Source organism: Nocardia vermiculata NBRC 100427 (genome assembly GCF_001613265.1).
GTDB lineage: Bacteria > Actinomycetota > Actinomycetes > Mycobacteriales > Mycobacteriaceae > Nocardia > Nocardia vermiculata.
The window spans coordinates 19,536-37,300 of the sequence record NZ_BDCA01000009.1; the positions used below are offsets into that span (position 1 = coordinate 19,536).

16 protein-coding genes are annotated in these 17,765 nt (G+C 67.0%); 7 read left to right on the forward strand and 9 right to left on the reverse strand.

The window, feature by feature from the left end; all coding sequences use genetic code 11:
- Positions 1-8 precede the first annotated feature (8 nt).
- The 4 genes from NV2_RS13075 to NV2_RS13090 form a co-directional block, all read right to left on the reverse strand.
- Positions 9-1,010, reverse strand: a complete 1,002-nt coding sequence (locus tag NV2_RS13075) for an ABC transporter substrate-binding protein (protein ID WP_245662578.1) — start codon at positions 1,008-1,010, stop codon at positions 9-11.
- A gap of 101 nt (positions 1,011-1,111) precedes the next feature.
- Positions 1,112-4,192: a non-ribosomal peptide synthetase gene (locus tag NV2_RS13080; protein WP_084474536.1), complete on the reverse strand. Its 3,081-nt coding sequence runs from the start codon at positions 4,190-4,192 to the stop codon at positions 1,112-1,114.
- Entirely contained in the window at positions 4,189-5,130 is a 942-nt protein-coding gene (locus NV2_RS13085; protein ID WP_067872668.1) for a methionyl-tRNA formyltransferase, read from the reverse strand. Before NV2_RS13085 ends, NV2_RS13080 begins: the two co-directional genes overlap by 4 nt.
- A 59-nt stretch (positions 5,131-5,189) precedes the next feature.
- Entirely contained in the window at positions 5,190-6,479 is a 1,290-nt protein-coding gene (locus NV2_RS13090; RefSeq protein WP_067872715.1) for a SidA/IucD/PvdA family monooxygenase, read from the reverse strand.
- Positions 6,480-6,696: 217 nt separating this feature from the next.
- Here NV2_RS13090 and NV2_RS13095 point away from each other — a divergent pair, with 217 nt between their 5' ends.
- The 7 genes from NV2_RS13095 to NV2_RS13125 all read left to right on the forward strand — a co-directional run bounded on the left by NV2_RS13095 (position 6,697) and on the right by NV2_RS13125 (position 15,223).
- Complete coding sequence (locus NV2_RS13095; protein WP_067872671.1) at positions 6,697-7,164, forward strand: MTB12 C-terminal domain-containing protein; 468 nt, start codon at positions 6,697-6,699, stop codon at positions 7,162-7,164.
- A 97-nt stretch (positions 7,165-7,261) separates the two neighbouring features.
- Positions 7,262-8,209 (forward strand): RluA family pseudouridine synthase, encoded by a 948-nt coding sequence (locus NV2_RS13100; protein WP_067872673.1) that lies wholly within the window; start codon positions 7,262-7,264, stop codon positions 8,207-8,209.
- Between the two features lie 102 nt (positions 8,210-8,311).
- Entirely contained in the window at positions 8,312-9,082 is a 771-nt protein-coding gene (locus NV2_RS13105; RefSeq protein ID WP_084474548.1) for a CPBP family intramembrane glutamic endopeptidase, read from the forward strand.
- Positions 9,083-9,314: 232 nt separating this feature from the next.
- Positions 9,315-12,026: a hypothetical protein gene (locus NV2_RS13110; RefSeq protein WP_157102882.1), complete on the forward strand. Its 2,712-nt coding sequence runs from the start codon at positions 9,315-9,317 to the stop codon at positions 12,024-12,026.
- Between the two features lie 121 nt (positions 12,027-12,147).
- The gene (locus tag NV2_RS13115) at positions 12,148-12,753 is read left to right on the forward strand and encodes a maleylpyruvate isomerase N-terminal domain-containing protein (protein ID WP_067872682.1); all 606 of its coding nucleotides are present in this window, start codon (positions 12,148-12,150) and stop codon (positions 12,751-12,753) included.
- Between the two features lie 155 nt (positions 12,754-12,908).
- Positions 12,909-14,234, forward strand: coding sequence for an acyltransferase (locus NV2_RS13120; protein WP_067872684.1), 1,326 nt, complete (start codon positions 12,909-12,911; stop codon positions 14,232-14,234).
- A gap of 56 nt (positions 14,235-14,290) precedes the next feature.
- Positions 14,291-15,223, forward strand: a complete 933-nt coding sequence (locus tag NV2_RS13125) for a DNA adenine methylase (protein ID WP_157102883.1) — start codon at positions 14,291-14,293, stop codon at positions 15,221-15,223.
- 373 nt (positions 15,224-15,596) lie between these two features.
- Here the strand turns inward: NV2_RS13125 and rpsQ are convergent, their stop codons facing one another.
- From rpsQ to rplV, 5 genes are read right to left on the reverse strand one after another with little or no spacing between them, the layout of a single operon-like run.
- A complete protein-coding gene (rpsQ, locus tag NV2_RS13130) occupies positions 15,597-15,893 on the reverse strand; it encodes a 30S ribosomal protein S17 (protein ID WP_067872690.1) in 297 nt (98 codons plus the stop codon).
- On the reverse strand, positions 15,890-16,129 hold the full coding sequence (gene rpmC / locus NV2_RS13135; protein ID WP_067872692.1) for a 50S ribosomal protein L29: 240 nt from the start codon (positions 16,127-16,129) through the stop codon (positions 15,890-15,892). Before rpmC ends, rpsQ begins: the two co-directional genes overlap by 4 nt.
- Entirely contained in the window at positions 16,129-16,545 is a 417-nt protein-coding gene (gene rplP / locus NV2_RS13140) for a 50S ribosomal protein L16 (RefSeq protein WP_067872694.1), read from the reverse strand. The genes rpmC and rplP overlap by 1 nt, the downstream gene beginning before the upstream one ends.
- Positions 16,546-16,548: 3 nt before the next feature.
- Complete coding sequence (rpsC, locus tag NV2_RS13145; protein WP_067872697.1) at positions 16,549-17,349, reverse strand: 30S ribosomal protein S3; 801 nt, start codon at positions 17,347-17,349, stop codon at positions 16,549-16,551.
- Positions 17,350-17,757 carry a 50S ribosomal protein L22 gene (gene rplV / locus NV2_RS13150; RefSeq protein WP_067872700.1) on the reverse strand — a complete coding sequence of 136 codons (408 nt, stop codon included), beginning with the start codon at positions 17,755-17,757 and terminating at the stop codon, positions 17,350-17,352. It lies immediately after the preceding gene.
- Positions 17,758-17,765 lie beyond the last annotated feature (8 nt).

Sequence of the window (17,765 nt, forward strand, 5' to 3'; positions counted from 1 at the left end):
AAAACCCCTTACTTGCCGACGTTCGCGAACGTCGGATCGAGCTTGTCGAGCACGTACGGCACCGACAGTGCGGTGGGCACGTTGACGGCATTGATGGTCGCCATGTCGACGAACGAGATACCGTTCTGACGCACCGACGGCAGGTCCGCGTAGCCGGGCAGCTGCGTGAACTTGTCCTGCAGACCGGGCGCCGCACCACAGATCAACAGGTCCGAGGTCAGATCACCGAGACGCTCCGGCGACAGCGACAGCCGCCCACCCGCGGGAGCCTCGGCGACCAGCTTCTCCGGCATGGTCAGGCCGATGCGGGTGAAGGTCTGCGCGGAACCGTCTTTCGGATCCGCCATCACCATCAGCTGGGTGGGCGTGGTGAGCATGCAGGTGAGGAAGGTCTTCTCTTTCAGCTTCGGATACTTCGCGGCCACCGCGTCGATCCGGCCGTTCACATCGGCGACCACCTTGTCCGCCTCGGCCTCCTTGTGCATGGCCTTACCGAGGGTGGTGACCTCGTCCTGCCACGGGTCGACCTGCGCGGCGGTGACGGTGCCGATGGTCGGGGCCAGATTCGAGAACTGGTCGTAGCGAGCCTGATCCATCAGGTAGTTCGCGCCCAGGATGAGATCCGGTTCCAGCGCGGCGATCTGCTCGACCAGATCCCCGGCGGCGGACAGCTGCTTGGAGCCTTCCAGCGCATTGTCGGGAATCCAGGGCACCGTCATATTCGGCGCCATTCCGGGCACCAGGTAACCGACCGGCTTCACACCGAGTGCCAGCGCCGTTTCCAGCCACTGGTTGCCGATGACAACCACACGCTCCGGGGTGCCCTCGACCACGGTCTCGCCCATGCTGTGGGTGATGGTGGCACCGTCACCCGAACCGGCCTCGTCACCGGAACCGCAGGCCACCGCGGTTGCGGCCAGGCCGAAGGCCAGCACGATCAGGCTCGTTCGTCGCCACGCGGTGCGCATGCGCGCGCCCACGCGGCGCGCGGAAGTTCGACCTGCGTTCATATCGTCAACTCCTTGCACTCCACTGCACTCCACGGATTCACCCGAATCCGGCCGTACCGGTGTCGGTCATCCGACCTCCCGGTATCGTAGCTTAGGCTAAGCTAATAAGTTTCGACAGGCGTTTCGTGCATCGCGAGCACCTCCACCCGAGCCGCCAGTGCGGCGACCGTCGGATTGTCGAACAACTCCCGCACCCCGACCCGCACTCCGAATTCGCTGCGCACCCAGGACAGCAGCCGGGTCGCCAGCAGGGAATGCCCGCCCAGATCGAAGAACGAATCGTCGGCGCCGATCGGCTCGCGCCCCAGCATCTGCCCGAACATCTCGGCGATCCGGGCCTCCACGGCCGTATCCGGTTCCCGGAACAGTTCGGCCCCGGCCGGTTCCGGCGCCGGCAGCGCACTCCGATCGAGCTTTCCGTGTTCGGTCAGCGGGATCTCGTCGATGATCGCGAAGGCGGCCGGGACCATATAGCGCGGCAGCACCGTCGCGGCGTACCCGCGCACCGCGTCAGTGTCGACGACGGCGCCGGGCGCCGGGACGAGATAGGCCGCCAGCATGGTGCCGCGCGTCTCGTCCTGCACCGCGGTGACGACGCAGCCGGCCACGTCGGGATGGGCCACGACCGCGGCCTGCACCTCGGCGAGTTCGATCCGGTAGCCACGCACCTGTACCTGCTCGTCGGCGCGGCCGAGGAATTCCAGTTCACCGTCACCGTTGCGCCGGGCCAGATCGCCGGTGCGGTAGAGCCGCCCGCCGACGGTGAACGGATCGGCCACGAACCGCTCCGCACTGGCTCCCGGCCGGTGCAGATAGCCGCGCGCCAGCTGGTTTCCGCCCAGGTAGATTTCGCCGACCACTCCGGTGGGGACCAACTGCATCCGCTCGTCGAGCAGATACAGGAAGACGTTGCGGTTCGGATAGCCGATCGGGACGATCCGGGTGCCCTGCGGACCCTCCACCGTCATATGGGTCGAGGAGACCACGGCTTCGGTCGGTCCGTAATGGTTACGCAGTTCGGCATCGAAGATCCCGGCGAACCGGTCGGCGACCTCACCGTAGAGGGCCTCACCGCCGACCGGCACATGACGCAGATCGCGCCATCTGTGCACCTCCGGTAGCAACAGCAGGGTGGACAGCAGCGACGGCACCATATGCAGCACCGTCACCCCGCATCGCGAAATCACCTCCGCGACATAGGCCACGTCGTCGAACGCATCGGCCTTCGGAACCACCAGTGCCGCACCCAGTGTCAGGGTGACGAACACATCGAGCAGCGAGGCGTCGAAACCGACCGAGGACGACTGCAGCAACCGGTCCTGCGCGGTCATATCCCATTGCGCACCGAATCCGTCCAGATGTTCGGCGATCGCGGCATGAGACACCGGGACGCCCTTGGGTTGTCCGGTGGAACCCGAGGTGTAGATCACGTAGGCGAGGTGGGCGGGCCGCAACGGCCGGACCCGATCGGCATCGGTGGGATCGGTATCGGGCAGCGCCGCGGCCGCTTCCTCGGCGGCGCGCAGTCGGGTCGGCCCGAAGACCGCCACCGGGGCCGCGTCGGCGATCAGGAACTGCGCACGATCCTCCGGATAGGCCGGGTCGACGGGCAGATAGGCGGCACCGCATTTGAGCACCGCGAGCACACCGACCACGAACTCCACCGCGGTGCCCATCCGCAGCGCGATCACATCCTCGGGACCGAAGCCCTGGCGAATCAATTGGTGCGCCAACCGGTTCGAGCGGCGATTCAGCTCGCCGTAGCTCAGCTCCAGCGCGAGGTCCGGGGCGATGACGGCGATCGCGCCGGGATCGGCTCGGACCCGGCGCTCGAATGATTCGACCAGCGTGGTGGGCGCGAAATCCGCCAGTTCGCCGTGCGAGAGCGCCAGCACGGACTCCCGGTCGCGGCTGCCGAAGATATCCAGTTCACCGACCGCGAGCTCGGGGGCGGTGATCGCCGCATCGAGGATGCGCAGGTAGTGCCCGAGGAACTGCTCCACGATCCGTGGATCGAATTCATCCGCCTGATAGGTCATTTCGGCGTACTGCCGATCGGAATCGGTGACCACCGAGAGCGACAGCGGCATCCGGGTGGTGGGGTTGCTCAGCTCGAGCTGTTCGGCGGTGACTCCGTCGAGGCCGAAGCCGGCCGCGTCGCGGAGGCCGAATTCGGTGCGCGCCAGCAGTTCCAGTCCGTCGCGACCACCGGATCGGTCGGGATTGAGTTCGGCGACGACCTGGTCGATGCCCGCGCCGCGATGCTCGAATCCGGCCGCGGCACCGGCCTGTACGGCGCGCACGCAGGTCTCGAAATCCGCTGCCGGATCCACAGCACACCGCAGCAGCAGAGTATTGCCGAAATAGCCCAGCGCCTGCTCGTGTGCGGGGGCACGCAGCGTGGCCGGTACGCAGACCAGGAAATCGGCCGCGGCGGTGTAGCGGTGCAGCAGCGCACTGTAGGCCGCCAGCAGGACGGCGAAGGTGGGGATCTCCCGGGCCTGCGCGAATTCGTCGACCCGCCGGGCGGTTTCGGTGGGGATCGCGGCGGTGCTGCGAGCCGTGCGCAGGGTCGCGGTGACCGGGGGCGCGATACGGCCCGGCAGTTCGAGCGGCTGTGGCACCGGTTGGAGCAGCTCACGCCAGTAATCGAGATCGGCTGCGGAGCCGGACTCGCAGCTCACGGCCGCCGCCACAGTGGGCAGCTCGGCACCGTTGTAGCGTGCACCGACCTCGGCGCAGAACGGGGCCCAGGATTGCTCGTCCCAGCCGATGGCGTGCGCGACCAGCGCCAGCGTGTACTCGGTGGCTCCGGTGCGAATTACCAGGCAGCGCAGCGGTGTCTCGACGGTCAGATCGAACGGGCGGCCGGCCTCGCGCCGGATCAGGACCTGGACCCGGCGTTCCCGGCCGACCTCGGGCAGCTCTCGCAGATCGGCCTGCTCCCAGGCCGGTGCGGCGGTGGGCCGCAGTACCCGGCGCGGTTCGTCGTCACGATCGAGGCTGTAGGTGCTGCGCAGAATCTCGTGGCGGGCAACGACATCGGCAACCGACGCGCGCAGCCGTTCGGTGTCCAGCGGACCGGTGAGCCGGAAGACCGCACAACTGTTGAGCGAGGTGTCTTCCGGATCGCGAGTCTGCAGGAACCAGATGCGACGCTGCCCCGCAGACAGCGACATCATTGCGGTGCGTCGGTGAGGTATCCGCCGCGCGCGAAGAAATGCGCGGCGTCGTGCTCGTGTCCATCCGGCGTGCGGACGCCGGTGATCAGCAGGCCAAGGTTCCCGCCGCGGTGCGCGTCCGGACCGCAGACCACCACACCGCCGCCTTCCTGGACGATCACGCGGCCCGGTGTGCCGCCGTAGCGTGCCTGGGTCAGCGTCGCGGCGGTGATCTCCACCTTGTCGCCGCGATAGTAGGAGAAGGCGCGCGGATACGGTTCGGACAACGCGCGAACGAAACGTTCGAGATCGACTGCGTCCCACTGCCAATCGATGCGGCCGTCGCGCTCGGACCGCTTGTGGAAATAGGTGCGCTGCGACTTGTCCTGCGGGCGCCACTGCGCGGTGCCGGACTCGATCGCCGTGAGCGCTTCACGAATCGCGCCGGGAATCAGCTCCATTCCGGCGAGCACCAACTCGGTGCCGGTGGCGGTGGGGCCGATGGGCAGTGCGTGCTGCACCAGGATGTCGCCGGTGTCGAGCTGTTCGTCCATCCGGTGCACGGTGAGACCGAATTCGCTCTCACCGCTGATCAGCGCCCACAGCACCGGGGAGAATCCGGTGAACTTGGGCAGTAGTGAATCGTGCAGGTTCAGCGTGCCGTGAGTCGGCATCAGGTACAACTCCGGCGGCATCCAGGTGTACCAGCTGTTCACCACGATGAGGTCGGGTTCGGCCTGTTTCACCAGGTCGATGGTCTCGGCGTCGGCACGCTCGGTCAGGTGGACCGCGATGCCGTGCTCGCGGGCGAGTTCCTCGACCGAATCCGACCAGATGCCTTTGTAGGCGTGCTCACTGGCCGGATGGGTGACCGCGAGGACCACCTCGTGATCCGAATCGATCAGGGCCTGCAGTGTTTTCTGCCCCCAGGTCTGGTAGCCGAACGACACGATGCGCATGAAATCGAACCTCACTCCCTAAAAACTAAGGGTAGCCTAGCCTATTGCCCTGGCGTTGGTCATCGCGGTCTGGCGGCGCCCACCGCCCGGCTCACACCCGCAACCGAACGGGCGGGCACACCACCGAGCACCCGATCCGAGAGTTCGCCCAGGCAACTGAGATTCGGGAAACCGGGCCCCTGGGTCACACCGGCCAGATTGGGGAGATACAACTTGGCACCGAGTCCGGCGACCGCCAGATCGTGATCGATCGCCGCCTCGAGCCGGCCGTAGGTGATGGGACCGCCCACCGCCAGCTCCACCAGATCGGTGGCATCGGAATCGAAGAGGTTCAGGAACCACAGCGGCTGCCCGCCGGTGGCATCGACCACCAGATCGAAGGCGTGCATCTGGTCGGGGCGCCGCTCGTTGCGCAGCGTCAGCGACACCCCCTCGCCGCGCTCGGCCACCCGCACGACCCGCCCCTGCATGTGATGAACCCGGCTGTCGGCCAGCACGTTCTCCTGCACACGCACCGAGAACACACCGCGGTCGGTCCGGCGGATCACGTCACGGCGCTCCTGCAGACTCAGCGCCCGCCACTTCGCGGGATCACTGAACAGCGCATTCTCGAAATAGCTTTCACCGCGGGTGTAGATGGTGGCTCCGGGCGAGATCACCGAGACGGTCAGCACATCGTGGCGGACCAGTTCGTCCACCGCGGACCCGGCCGTCTCGCCGCCGCCGACGACCGCGGCACGCGAGGACACCGGCAGCCGACGCTTACCGGCCAGATCCCAGAACTCGGCGATGCTGAGCACCTTGGGATGCTCGGCGAGCGCGCGCCCACTGTCGCCCGGGCCGGTGATCATCAGGCCGTCGGTGTCGATTTCGGATTCGGCGCCGTGCGCATCGACGACCGAGACGAGCCAGCCGTCGGCGGCCGCGCGGATGCGACCGACCGTGCCGAACACGACCTCCACGCCGGACTTACGAGCGACCCACTGCAGGTAGCCCGCCCACACGTGATGGTGTGGACTGGGGCGGCCGCGGTCCACCCATTCGGCATACCCGCCGGTCTCCACCAGATACGCATTCCAGCTGTAGGCCATCATCTCGCGATCGATGTCCCGGTTGCGGCCGCGCGACCAGGTGGAGTGGTACGGAAAGCCGACATCTTTCTCCGGACTGGTGCCCAACCGGTGTTGTCCGTCGGTCCAGCCGCCACTGGGCAACCAGTTGCCGCCCACCGCATGAGATTCGACCACGACCACGCGCGGGGCGGGCAGCCCGAGATCACGCAGCACCCGAGCCTTGGCAGCGACTGCCATTGCTTTCGGCCCGGCTCCGACCACGAGAAGCGTCTGCACTGGGTTCTCCCGTTCTGTGATTCCAGCCACCGCACATCCACCCTTCGAGGCGTTCAGCTGCACGGATCCAGCAAACCGGGAAATGCCGATCTTCCAGATTTCGACTGAGTACTACCTACCTTTGCATAGGCTTACCTTATATTGCTTGGTGGTGCCAAGCCCTCGCGAACCGATTGCGAGACACGGCACTTCTGGCCCACGAACGATCGGATAAACCATGATCAAGATCAAATCCCGCACCGTCGCCGCACTCTCGCTGGCTGCCGCGGTCTTCGCCGGTGGCGTCGCAGCCACGGCCGCCCCTGCCGTCGCCGTGCCCGTGACGGCGCCCGTACATGCAGCCGCACCCGGCACCGGCGAACTGCAGAGCAAGATGCAGCTGGCCCTGGATCCGAACGGACCGCGCGGGGCACGGGCCAACGAGCTCGAAGCCGGTGAGGCCGGACTGCCGCTGCTCGACCAGGTCGGCGGGGTCATGGCGTCCGTTCCCGGGTTCCAGTGGCAGGCCGTCGAACCGGTCACCGTGCAGGGCGACACCCTGACCCACAACCTGCAGATCAACGTTCCCGGCTTCGATGCCATGTTCATCGAGCTGAAGTGGAAGGACATCGACGGCACCTGGAAGCTCAGCCGTGAATCCGAGTGCTCCATCGCCTACTACGCGAACCTGCCCTGCACCGTCTAGTACCTGCAGCACGGCGGTCCCGGACGCGCGTGGCACACCACCGCTCCGGGACCCGGCCGCCGCACGGAGCAGCGCCGCCGCTCACTAGGGTCGACGGGTGCGACGCAGGCAGAAACCGCCGCTGCCGAAACGGCACGGACTCGATCCGGCCCGGCTGCGGCTCCCCGAGGACGGAACCTGGGCGACCATCCGCGACCACTTGGTCGAGCGGCTGCCCCGGGTACTGCCCGCGCGCATCGACGAGATGCTCACCGAAGGCGCCATCGTCGACCTGGACGGACCGATCGCACCGGATGCGCCCTATGTTCCCGGTGGCGCGGTGTGGTTTCACCGCGACCTGCCGGACGAAACGCCCGTGCCCTTCGAGATCACCGTGGTCCACCGCGACGACGCTCTGCTGGTGGTCGACAAACCGCATTTCCTGTCCACGATTCCGCGGGGACAGCACATTCTCGAGACCGCGCTGGTGCGGCTGCGACGGGAACTCGAGCTGCCGGATCTGATTCCGGCACATCGGCTCGACCGGACCACCGCCGGCCTGGTGCTGTTCGTGATCGATCCGGCGCGGCGCGGGGCGTATCAGACCCTGTTCCATCAGCGCCGGGTACACAAACAATACGAAGCGATCGCACCCTACGATCCCGACCTGGCGCTCCCCCGCACGGTACGCAGCCGGATCGTCAAGGAACGCACCATTCTTCGCGCCTTCGAAACCGAAGGTGAACCCAATGCGGAAACCCTCGTCGAACTGCTGGAACACCGCGACGGACTGGGCCGGTACCGGTTGATCCCGCATACCGGGCGGACCCACCAACTGCGACTGCATATGAACGGCCTCGGCATCCCGCTCCTCGGGGACGACTTCTATCCCGATCTCACCGACCGGCCGCTGGGCGACTTCACCAGACCGCTGCAGTTGCTGGCCGCCCGGCTCGCCTTCACCGATCCGGTCAGCGGTGCGGAGCGCCTGTTCGAGACGACCCGGACGCTGCAGGCGTGGACCGACCACGAGGGCTGGGCAGACGGGCGGCCCGCAGCGCGCTAGCGCACCGGCTCACAGCGCGCTAGCGCCCGGCTCAGGTTTTCTCAGCAGATCGTGACCCGCGGAACAGGGCGTCCCCGGAGGCATGAACGTAAACTGGCCATGATGTCTCGAAACGATAACGGGGTGGCGCGGACCGCTGCGGAGTCACCGGCCCCGATCGGTGCGAAGCGACGATTACACGCCTATGTCGATGTCGCCGTCGTCGTGGTGGTGCTCGCCGGAACCAACCTGATCGCGCATTTCACCTCCCAATGGGCCAATATCGCGACCGTTCCGGCTGCCGCGATAATTCTCGTGCTGTTGATGCGGCGCCGCGGACTGGGCTGGGCGGAACTCGGACTTTCCCCGCGGCATTGGCGACGCGGCACGCTGTACGCCCTCGGCGCGGTGGCGATCGTGGTCGGTGCGGTGGCGATCGGGGCACTGCTGCCGATCACTCGGCCGTTCTTTCTCGCGAACCGGTACGCGACCCTGTCCGGCGCCTTGATCGCATCCATGATCGTCATTCCCCTGCAGACGGTTATTCCGGAGGAATTGGCCTTTCGGGGCGTGCTACACGGTGCGCTGGACCGGGCCTACGGCGCGCGCGGGGTCTTCCTCGTCGGCTCGTTGCTTTTCGGCTGCTGGCATATCGCCTCATCATTGGGCCTGACCAGCAGCAACGCCGGACTGAGCAGAATGCTCGGCGGCGGCGTGGGCGGGCAGATCGCCGGGATCACGCTCGCCGTACTCGCCACCGCGGCGGCAGGTTTCGTCTTCACCTGGCTGCGGCGACGCAGCGGAAGCCTGCTCGCGCCGATAGCCCTGCACTGGTCGTTGAACGGCGCCGGCGCACTCGCGGCGGCCATCGTGTGGCATACCGCCGTGCGCTGAAATCGGCTGCCCGCACCGTAATTCGAAAACGCCGGGCGGAACTGGCAATTTACCAATACATCCGAACTGATGTTCGGTGAAAGCGTTGACCGGGACTTGGTCACCGATTACTCTCACGTCGATCATACATATGTTCGAGTACTCGGTTAATCGACCTCGGTAGCGCGGTTGCTGCCGGGAAAGGCACGCCATGCTCGACGCGCAGTCGACCGGTTCCACCGCAGTTCACCCCATGGATTCCGCTCCCCACCCACTTCGCGACGACTTCGCAGCCACCGACTCCGGCGCGGACCTGCACACGGACCTGCCGAGCTCGTCCCGCCGAAGCACCGCCGATACTCCTCCGGATGCGCGGCTCGAGCTGGCTGCTCTGGCTCAGCGCGTGGAAACCGCCCGCGGCAAGTTACCGCTGCAAACCGACCCGGCGTTGTTCGCGGAGCTGTCGGACCGGGAGATGACCGCGGAACGGGATCTTGCCGAATGGATTCGCGGGCAGCGCCGCCGCCAGCGCAAACGTGCCGTCGCAGCCGAACTGACCTCGGAGAAACGTGACCGCTGGGTGGCCCTGGCGCTGCGTCGCGCCGACGACGCGGATGCGCGCTGGCATCGCCGCGCCCGCGCCGCGCGGATGCGGGTCTCGAACTCCGATGCGCGACTGGCCCAGTTGTTCCGCCGCGCCGAATGGTCGTCGCGGGCGCTGATCGGCGTGGTGATTCTGGGCATGGTGTGGTCCGGGGTGAACGTGCAGCACAACCTGGTGCCCAGCGGGGATATGTCGGATCCGCTGTACTGGCTCAGCTACGGCTTCGAGGCGATGATCTCGATTCCGATCATCACCATCATGGTCGTGGCTACCACCGCCGCCCGCTGGGGCCGCGATATCGACCGCGGCAAGGTGATCTTCCTCGAGGCTGCCCTGCTCGGCGTCACGATCGCATTGAACGCGGGCCCGCACCTGGTGGCGGGCGCACCCGCGAAAGCAGCCGAGGCCGCCGTGGCACCGGTGATGGTCGGTGTGGTCATCTGGCTGCACGCCTGGGTTTCGGCCCGCTATGCCCAACTGATCGACGACATCCCCCTCGACCACACCGACGACCGGCCGCCCACCGGCTATCACCGCGAAGAGCCCTCCTGGTCGAGCCCGCTGCAGCGGATGCTCGCACCGCGCGAACTGCCGCAACACGACGAGCATCCACAGCAGCTGTGGGTCTCGACCTTCGAGCGTGACACTGCGGAACCGTCTCCAGCGGATCCGGCTGTCGGTGCCCCACCCTCGTCGACAGCTACAGGGCCGGTAACGCCGCCCCGGACCGAACGGCGTATGTTCGCCACCGCTCGAACTCCGGAATCGGAGTCCAGCACGGCAGCCGCATCGGCGACGTCATCCACAGCGACGGGCGCCGACGGCCCCCGGGCTACCAGCGCCAGCGCCGGCACACCACCACCCGCACGGCCCGAATCCGCCGCCGCACAGCAGGCGAGCACTGCGGTTTCTCCTGGCGCAACCCAGCGCGACGTTCGCACCGCAGCACCCACCGCCGGGGAGGCAACCCAGCCGACGGCGAGCGCCCGTTGTGCAGCCGAAACCGTCGCCGCTGCGTCCGAGCAGAAGCCGGTCGAACCCAGTTCGCCGGTGATCGCGGAAGCGGCCGAGGCCTCTGCTCGCCCGCTGGATGTAGCGAGCCCCGCGAACCACCCCACTCCGATCGAACCCACTGCCGGGGACCCGGCACGGGCGGACCGGGCAGCCGTCGGCCCGGCTGCGGTGGGGTCGACGGACTCCCGGTCGGCGGTCGCTTCGACGCGCACCGAGGCGATGCCGGCCGGACCCACGGCAGAGACGCAGCCGCAACCGCAACCCGACCAGATGGCGAGTCGTGGTGCCGCACTCCGCATCGTGTCCGATGAACCGCGGCGGGCGCGCCCGCCACAAACCACCGAGGATGCGGTGCAACTGGTGCTGGGCGAACCCGTCGCCGAACTCCCGCGGCGTCGCATCGTACGGACGGGCCGGACCGAGAATGCCGGTACTCCCAGCGGTGACGCCGGCTGGGATATCGCTGAGCACAGCACCCGCTCTCCGATCTCGTACGCGCTGGGCGACGAAGGAACCCAGCACGCGCACACGTCCCGTTCGCAGGCACACGTCACGGACGGATTCGCCGGCGAGCACCCGCGCGTTGACACACAGTCGGTGCCCCTCCTCGCCGACACACCACCCGTCGACACCCGCGCCGATGCACCGGTCGCGGACGACGTGGTCGGCACCCGCGCCGAACCGGAACTCACCGGCGCACGGGACGGACGCGGATCCGTCGCTGCCCCGCCCCACGACGCTGCCGATGCAGAAAGCGGCTCCGGTAGTGCCCGGGGTATCCGCCCCGCCGGCAGGTCGGCGAATGCTCTCGACCGGAGCCCGGCCACAGACTTCACCGTCAGGCCGGATGAATCCGATCCCGAGGAAGCTCTCCGGCGATCACGACCGAGCGGCACCAACACTGCCGGTGCACATGTGTCGAGCGAGGTCGTCGGCGCACAGTCGCCGGTGTCGCGCACACCCGAGTACCCGGACCGGGCTCGGCGCGGCGCATCCGTGCGGGAACCGGCAGCAGGCGCGACCGAGTACTTCGCCGAGGAACTGGACGAGGACTTCGGCGAGGATTCCGACGACACGAAGGTCGGCACCGGCACCATCGCGGCCGCAGAGATCGATCCCGTTCGCGACGAATCGGGCGATGTCGCGATCTGGTCGGTGGCCCGCGAGATTCACCGGCGGGGACCAGCGAAAATCGCGGTCGACCAGCTGGTCGAGGTGCTGACGCTCACCGAGGAGTCGCGTAGTCCCGACGAGATCGCACGACTGGTCGGTCTGTCGGTTTCTCGGATACAGCGCATTCTCGAACTTGCCCGCAGCATCGCCATGCCGGTGGCAGTCGGAGGCTGAGTAGTCGGACCGGAGTCTGTGAGCAGTCGGACAACAGTCCGAAATGTGTGCGGGCGCACGTCGGCGCCGGTGATATGGTCCCCCACGCCGCATCGCCACGACCACCGACGAGAGGTTCCGCATGGATTTCGACCTGTTGGACGACATGTGGCGCTGCTGGGGCACCCGAACCGCCACCCTCACCGAACAGGAGTGGCAGACCCCGACGCGGTTATCCGGCTGGGTGGTTCAGGACCTGGTCGCCCATGTCGCGCCGAATCAGGCCGTACTCGACTTCCTGCGCCGGGACCCGGTGCAGAACCCGAAGGTCACCAGCGGCGCCGAGATGCTGCGCCGGTTCAACGCACCCGGCGGCGCCGCCATCGGCCTCGCCGAGGAGATTGCCGATCAGGCTCGCGCGGCGGCAACCGCCGGGCCGGAAAAGCTGTGCGCGCAGTTCACCGAGTTCGCACCGCAGTTGGTCGAGACGCTGCGTTCGCAGGACAGCTCCGCGGGTCTGGACTATCCGCTCCTGCGCAGCGCCACTTTCGGCGCAATCGGTGAGACCTCGCTGATCGAGGCCACCGTCCACTACCTGGATCTGATCGACGCGGTAGGCGGCCCGCCGCCTCCACCGGCCGCATTGCGCGCCACCGCCACCATCCTGGCGGCCGTCGCCGACCCCACCGAATTCATCGAAGCAGCGACCGGCCGCACCGATTCACCACTTTTCCCGGTGATGCGCTGAACGGGTTTTTCGCCGCCCCTACCAGGTAATTCAGTTTCCTCGCGGGGGACGCTGAGGACCCTCACAGGTTCGGACGCAACCATGTACCCGACGACCGACTCGAGGAACCAAATGATCGACACCTCTCCGCGGGCCCGTTCGTCGGCGAAGGCGCCGTGCAACGGGTGGTGCACCTGTCCCCGGACCCCGGCGGCGCGATGAGCCCCGAATCCCGGACAGCGGTATCCGCCCTCCCCTCGACCACTGCGGCGCCGCCGGTCGGAGGCGCGGAGCGTCCACGTCCCGCACGCCCGTACCTGCATCAGGTCAACCTGTTCCGGATCCTCACCTTCGTCTGCGTGATCGGCGTGCACGTGATCGATCGAGCCGGCGATCCGGACAGCGTGACGGGCAACGGCGCGATGCTGCTGCTGCACTTTCCGCGCCAGGCGTTCTTCGCGCTCACCGCCTTCGTGCTGGTCTACCAGTACGCACATCGTTCTTCCTTCGATGCCCGGCATTTCTGGCGCCGCCGCTTCATGCTGGTCGGTATCCCGTATGTGGTCTGGTCGGTCTTCTACTGGGGTTATTCGATCGTCGCCGATATCCACCAGGAAACGGCGGCGCAGGCGGTGGGACGCCTGGCGCTCGAACTCGTCACCGGCGAAGCCTGGTACCAGCTGTACTTCCTGCTGGTGTCGATGCAGATCTATCTGCTCTTCCCGCTGATCCTGCGCCTGGTGCGCCGGACCGCAGGGCATCACGGCCGGCTGCTCGCGGTGAGCGCGATCGTGCAACTGGGCCTGCTGTGGGTGATGGTCAACCCGCCCACGCTGTCCGGCGTCGCGGTGCCGCTGTGGGAGCACCTGTACGTGACGATCCTGCCGTACCAGTTCTATGTGGTGCTGGGTGCGGTCGCGGCCTGGCATATCGAGCAGGTGGACCGGATCGTGCGCCGCTTCGGGCCCGTGCTGTTACTCGGCACCGTCCTCGCGGCGGCAGGCGCCGAATGGTGCTATCTGCACGCGGTGGCGGGCGGCACCACTGCCTGGGAGTCGCTCAACGTCTTCAATCCGTACATGGCGGTGTATTTCGTCGCGCTGATCGCCGGGCTCTACACCGTGAGCTCCGCATGGGGCCGGATACAGCCGCGCTACCGATTCGCCGCCGCGATCTCCCGCTACGGCACCGACCGCTCCTTCGCGGTCTTCCTGGTGCATCCGATCGTGCTCGAAGCCTTCCTGCCGCTGTATCCGAAAGTGCATGACTCCCACGGCCCGGTCGCCGCCACCCTCGTTGTCTTCCTCGCGGTTCTGGCGACGACGATGGTGCTCGTGGAGATGCTGCGCCGGGCGCCGGGAAGTATCTGGCTCACCGGCCGGGCACGCATCCCGTTTCCGGCCGCGCTCGTCCAACGGCTGCGGAGTGTGCGCGATCAGTACGCGGCGGCCGACGCCGACGGTCGGGACAACTCCGCCGAGCGCAACAGCACCGTCCGCTGACTGCTGGAACTCCCGTTCCCGGAGCGCCGGCCGTCCGCTCGAGTATCGTTTCGCCCGTGCAGTGGAGAATCGACGGCCCGCGCGCTGTACCCCAAGCCTTTCCGTACCAGGGCAGCAAGCGGGCATTGGCCGGACGGATCATGTCACTGTTCCCCGATACCGGTGTGCCACTACTGATCGAGCCCTTCGCCGGATCCGCCGCTGTCTCGGTGGCTGCCCGCCACTACGAACGCGCCCGGAACATCTATCTCTCCGATGTGAACGGGCCCCTGATCGAGCTGTGGCGCATGATCATCGACTCGCCGGAAGTCCTGCTCGACGAATACGCCCGCATGTGGCACGCACAGCAGGAGGGGAGCGACCCCCTTGCCGCCGCCAAGCAGTACTACATGCGCAAACGCGCCGAGTTCAATGAGAACAAGAACCCTGCGATCCTGCTGTATCTGCTCGCCCGCTGTGTGAAAGCAGCTGTCCGGTACAGCAAGAACGGCGATTTCAACCAGGCCGCCGACAATCGACGTCTCGGCGCGCGCCCCGCAATCACCCGGACGCGCGTACTGCACACCTCCAGTCTGCTCCGCAACGCCGAGGTAGTAGTTCATTCCTACGAGGACCAGTTGATCAACGCTCCTCGCGACGCGCTGGTGTATATGGATCCCCCATATCAGGGCACCAGCGATGTTCCCGATCACCGCTACCTCACCGGACTGCAACGCAACGCATTCGCCGACACCCTCCAACAGGCGATCGACAACGAGGTCTCGTTCATCGTCAGCTACGACGCCATCCGAGAAGACCGGAAATACGGTGAAGCGCTACCGGCCGAACTCGGCCTCACCCATCGGCATGTGGCCGTCGGCGTCTCCACTCAAGCGACACTGTCGGGCCGCCGGGAGATGACGGTGGAATCGCTGTATCTGTCCCCCGCACTGGTCGCCCGGCTCGGTGACGAGGACACGATCGACCGGCGGTTCGCCGTTCCGGCGTGAAGCCGCCCCCGACCCGATCAGCGAGGCCCGCCCATGTCGTCGGGCAACAACCGAAAAGCCGGCGAGCGGCCGAAGCGCTCGAGAATCCCTGCGATCCAAGGTCAGAATGGCATTCGTATCGAACTCTGCCGCCAGCACGACGCACATCGCATCGACGATGTCGAGATTCAGGCCCGCGTAGGTGGACCGGATGTGTACGGCAGCTCGGAGCCGCTCGGCGTCGACCTGACCCAACACGAGCCTGGTCGAAGCAATCAGATAGATACCAAAAGACAGCCGAAGGCACAGCCGGCCGTGCACGACGAAGGCCCGCTCCCAACAACGGGAAGCGGGCCTTCGTATTTCGACTACACAGCCGAGGAGCAGAGCAGGCTTACTTGGCCTTTTCCAGCACCTCCACCAGCCGCCACCGCTTGGTGGCGGACAGCGGACGGGTCTCCATCAGCTGCACGCGGTCGCCGACACCGGCGGTCTCGTTCTCGTCGTGCGCCTTCACCTTGGAGGTGGTGCGAATGATCTTGCCGTAGAGCGGATGCCGGGTACGGTCCTCCAGCTCGACGACGATCGTCTTGTTCATCTTGTCGGAGACGACGTAGCCGACGCGCACCTTGCGCGAGCCACGGTCCTCCTCTTTGGCCGGCGTCTTGGCCGGGCCTTTTACGTCGCTCATGCGGCGTCTCCCTTGCCTTCAGGACCGGAGGCCAGGCCGAGCTCGCGCTCACGCATGACCGTGTAGATGCGCGCGATCTCGTGGCGGACCACACGCAGGCGACGGTTGTTGGTCAGCTGACCGGTCGCCATCTGGAAGCGCAGGTTGAACAGCTCTTCCTTCGATTCACGCAGGCGGGCGACGAGCTCGTCCTCGTTGAGCTCGCGCAGGTCTGCGGCCGGAGTTCCGGTAGCCATCAGAACTGCTCCTCCCTGGTCACGATCCTGCACTTCATCGGGAGCTTGTGCATCGCGCGGCGCAGCGCCTCACGAGCGATCTCCTCGTTCGGATAGGACATCTCGAACATCACCCGGCCGGGCTTCACGTTCGCGATCCACCACTCCGGCGAGCCCTTACCGGAACCCATGCGGGTTTCGGCCGGCTTCTTGGTCAGCGGGCGATCCGGGTAGATGTTGATCCAGATCTTGCCGCCACGCTTGATGTGGCGGGTCATCGCGATACGCGCCGACTCGATCTGCCGGTTGGTGACGTAGGCGGGCTCGAGAGCCTGGATGCCGAACTCACCGAACGCCACCGAGGTGCCGCCCTTGGCCATGCCGGTACGACGGGGGTGATGCTGCTTACGGTGCTTGACCTTGCGGGGCATCAACATGGGTCAGCCCTCCTGCTTTTCTGCCGGCGGCTCGGCCACAGCGGTGGTGGCAGCCCGACCGGCCTCAGTGCTGGTCGCGGTGGTGCCCGACGATCCGGACCGCCGCGGACGGCTCGGCCGCTCACGACGCTCGCGACGCTCGGGCTGCGCAGCGCCGGCGGTGATCTCCCGCTTGCCACCGACGATGTCGCCCTTGTAGATCCACACCTTCACGCCGATCCGGCCGAAGGTGGTGCGAGCCTCGTAGAGGCCGTAATCGATGTCGGCGCGCAGCGTGTGCAGCGGCACCCGACCCTCACGGTAGAACTCCGAGCGCGACATTTCGGCGCCACCGAGGCGGCCCGAGCACTGCACGCGGATGCCCTTGACGTTCGGCGAACGCATGGCCGACTGGATGGCCTTACGCATCGCACGACGGAACGCCACACGGTTCGACAGCTGCTCGGCCACACCCTGGGCAACCAGCTGCGCATCGGACTCGGGGTTCTTGACCTCGAGGATGTTCAGCTGAACCTGCTTCTTGGTGAGCTTCTCCAGCGCGGCGCGGATGCGGTCGGCCTCGGCGCCACGGCGGCCGATGACGATGCCCGGACGCGCGGTGTGGATGTCCACCCGGACGCGGTCACGAGTGCGCTCGATCTCGACCTTCGAGATGCCGGCCCGCTCCATACCCGTGCTCAGCAGCTTGCGGATCGCCACGTCTTCCTTGACGTAGTCCTTGTACTGCTTGTCGGCGTACCAGCGGGACTTCCAATCGGTGGTGATACCGAGGCGGAAGCCATGGGGGTTGATTTTCTGTCCCATTTACTTAGCCCCTCCCTTCCGGCGGCTACGAGCCGGGGCGGCACTGGAGACGCTCTCGACCTCGATGGTGATGTGGCTGGTGCGCTTGCGGATCCGGAACGCGCGGCCCTGGGCCCGCGGCTGGAAACGCTTCATGGTCGCGCCCTCGTCGACGTACGCCGTCGAGATGACCAGGGTGTCGGGGTTCAGGCCGAGGTTGTTCTCGGCGTTCGCCGCGGCACTGGCCACGACCTTGGCAACGGGTTCGCTGGCGGCCTGCGGCGCGAAGCGCAGGATGTTCAGCGCGTCCTCGACCCGCTTGCCGCGAACCAGATCCACGACCCGACGAGCCTTCATCGGGGTGACGCGGACATGCTTGGCGGTAGCGCGCGCGGTCGGGTTCTGAAGCGTGGTGTCTTGTTCGCTCATCGCCGCTT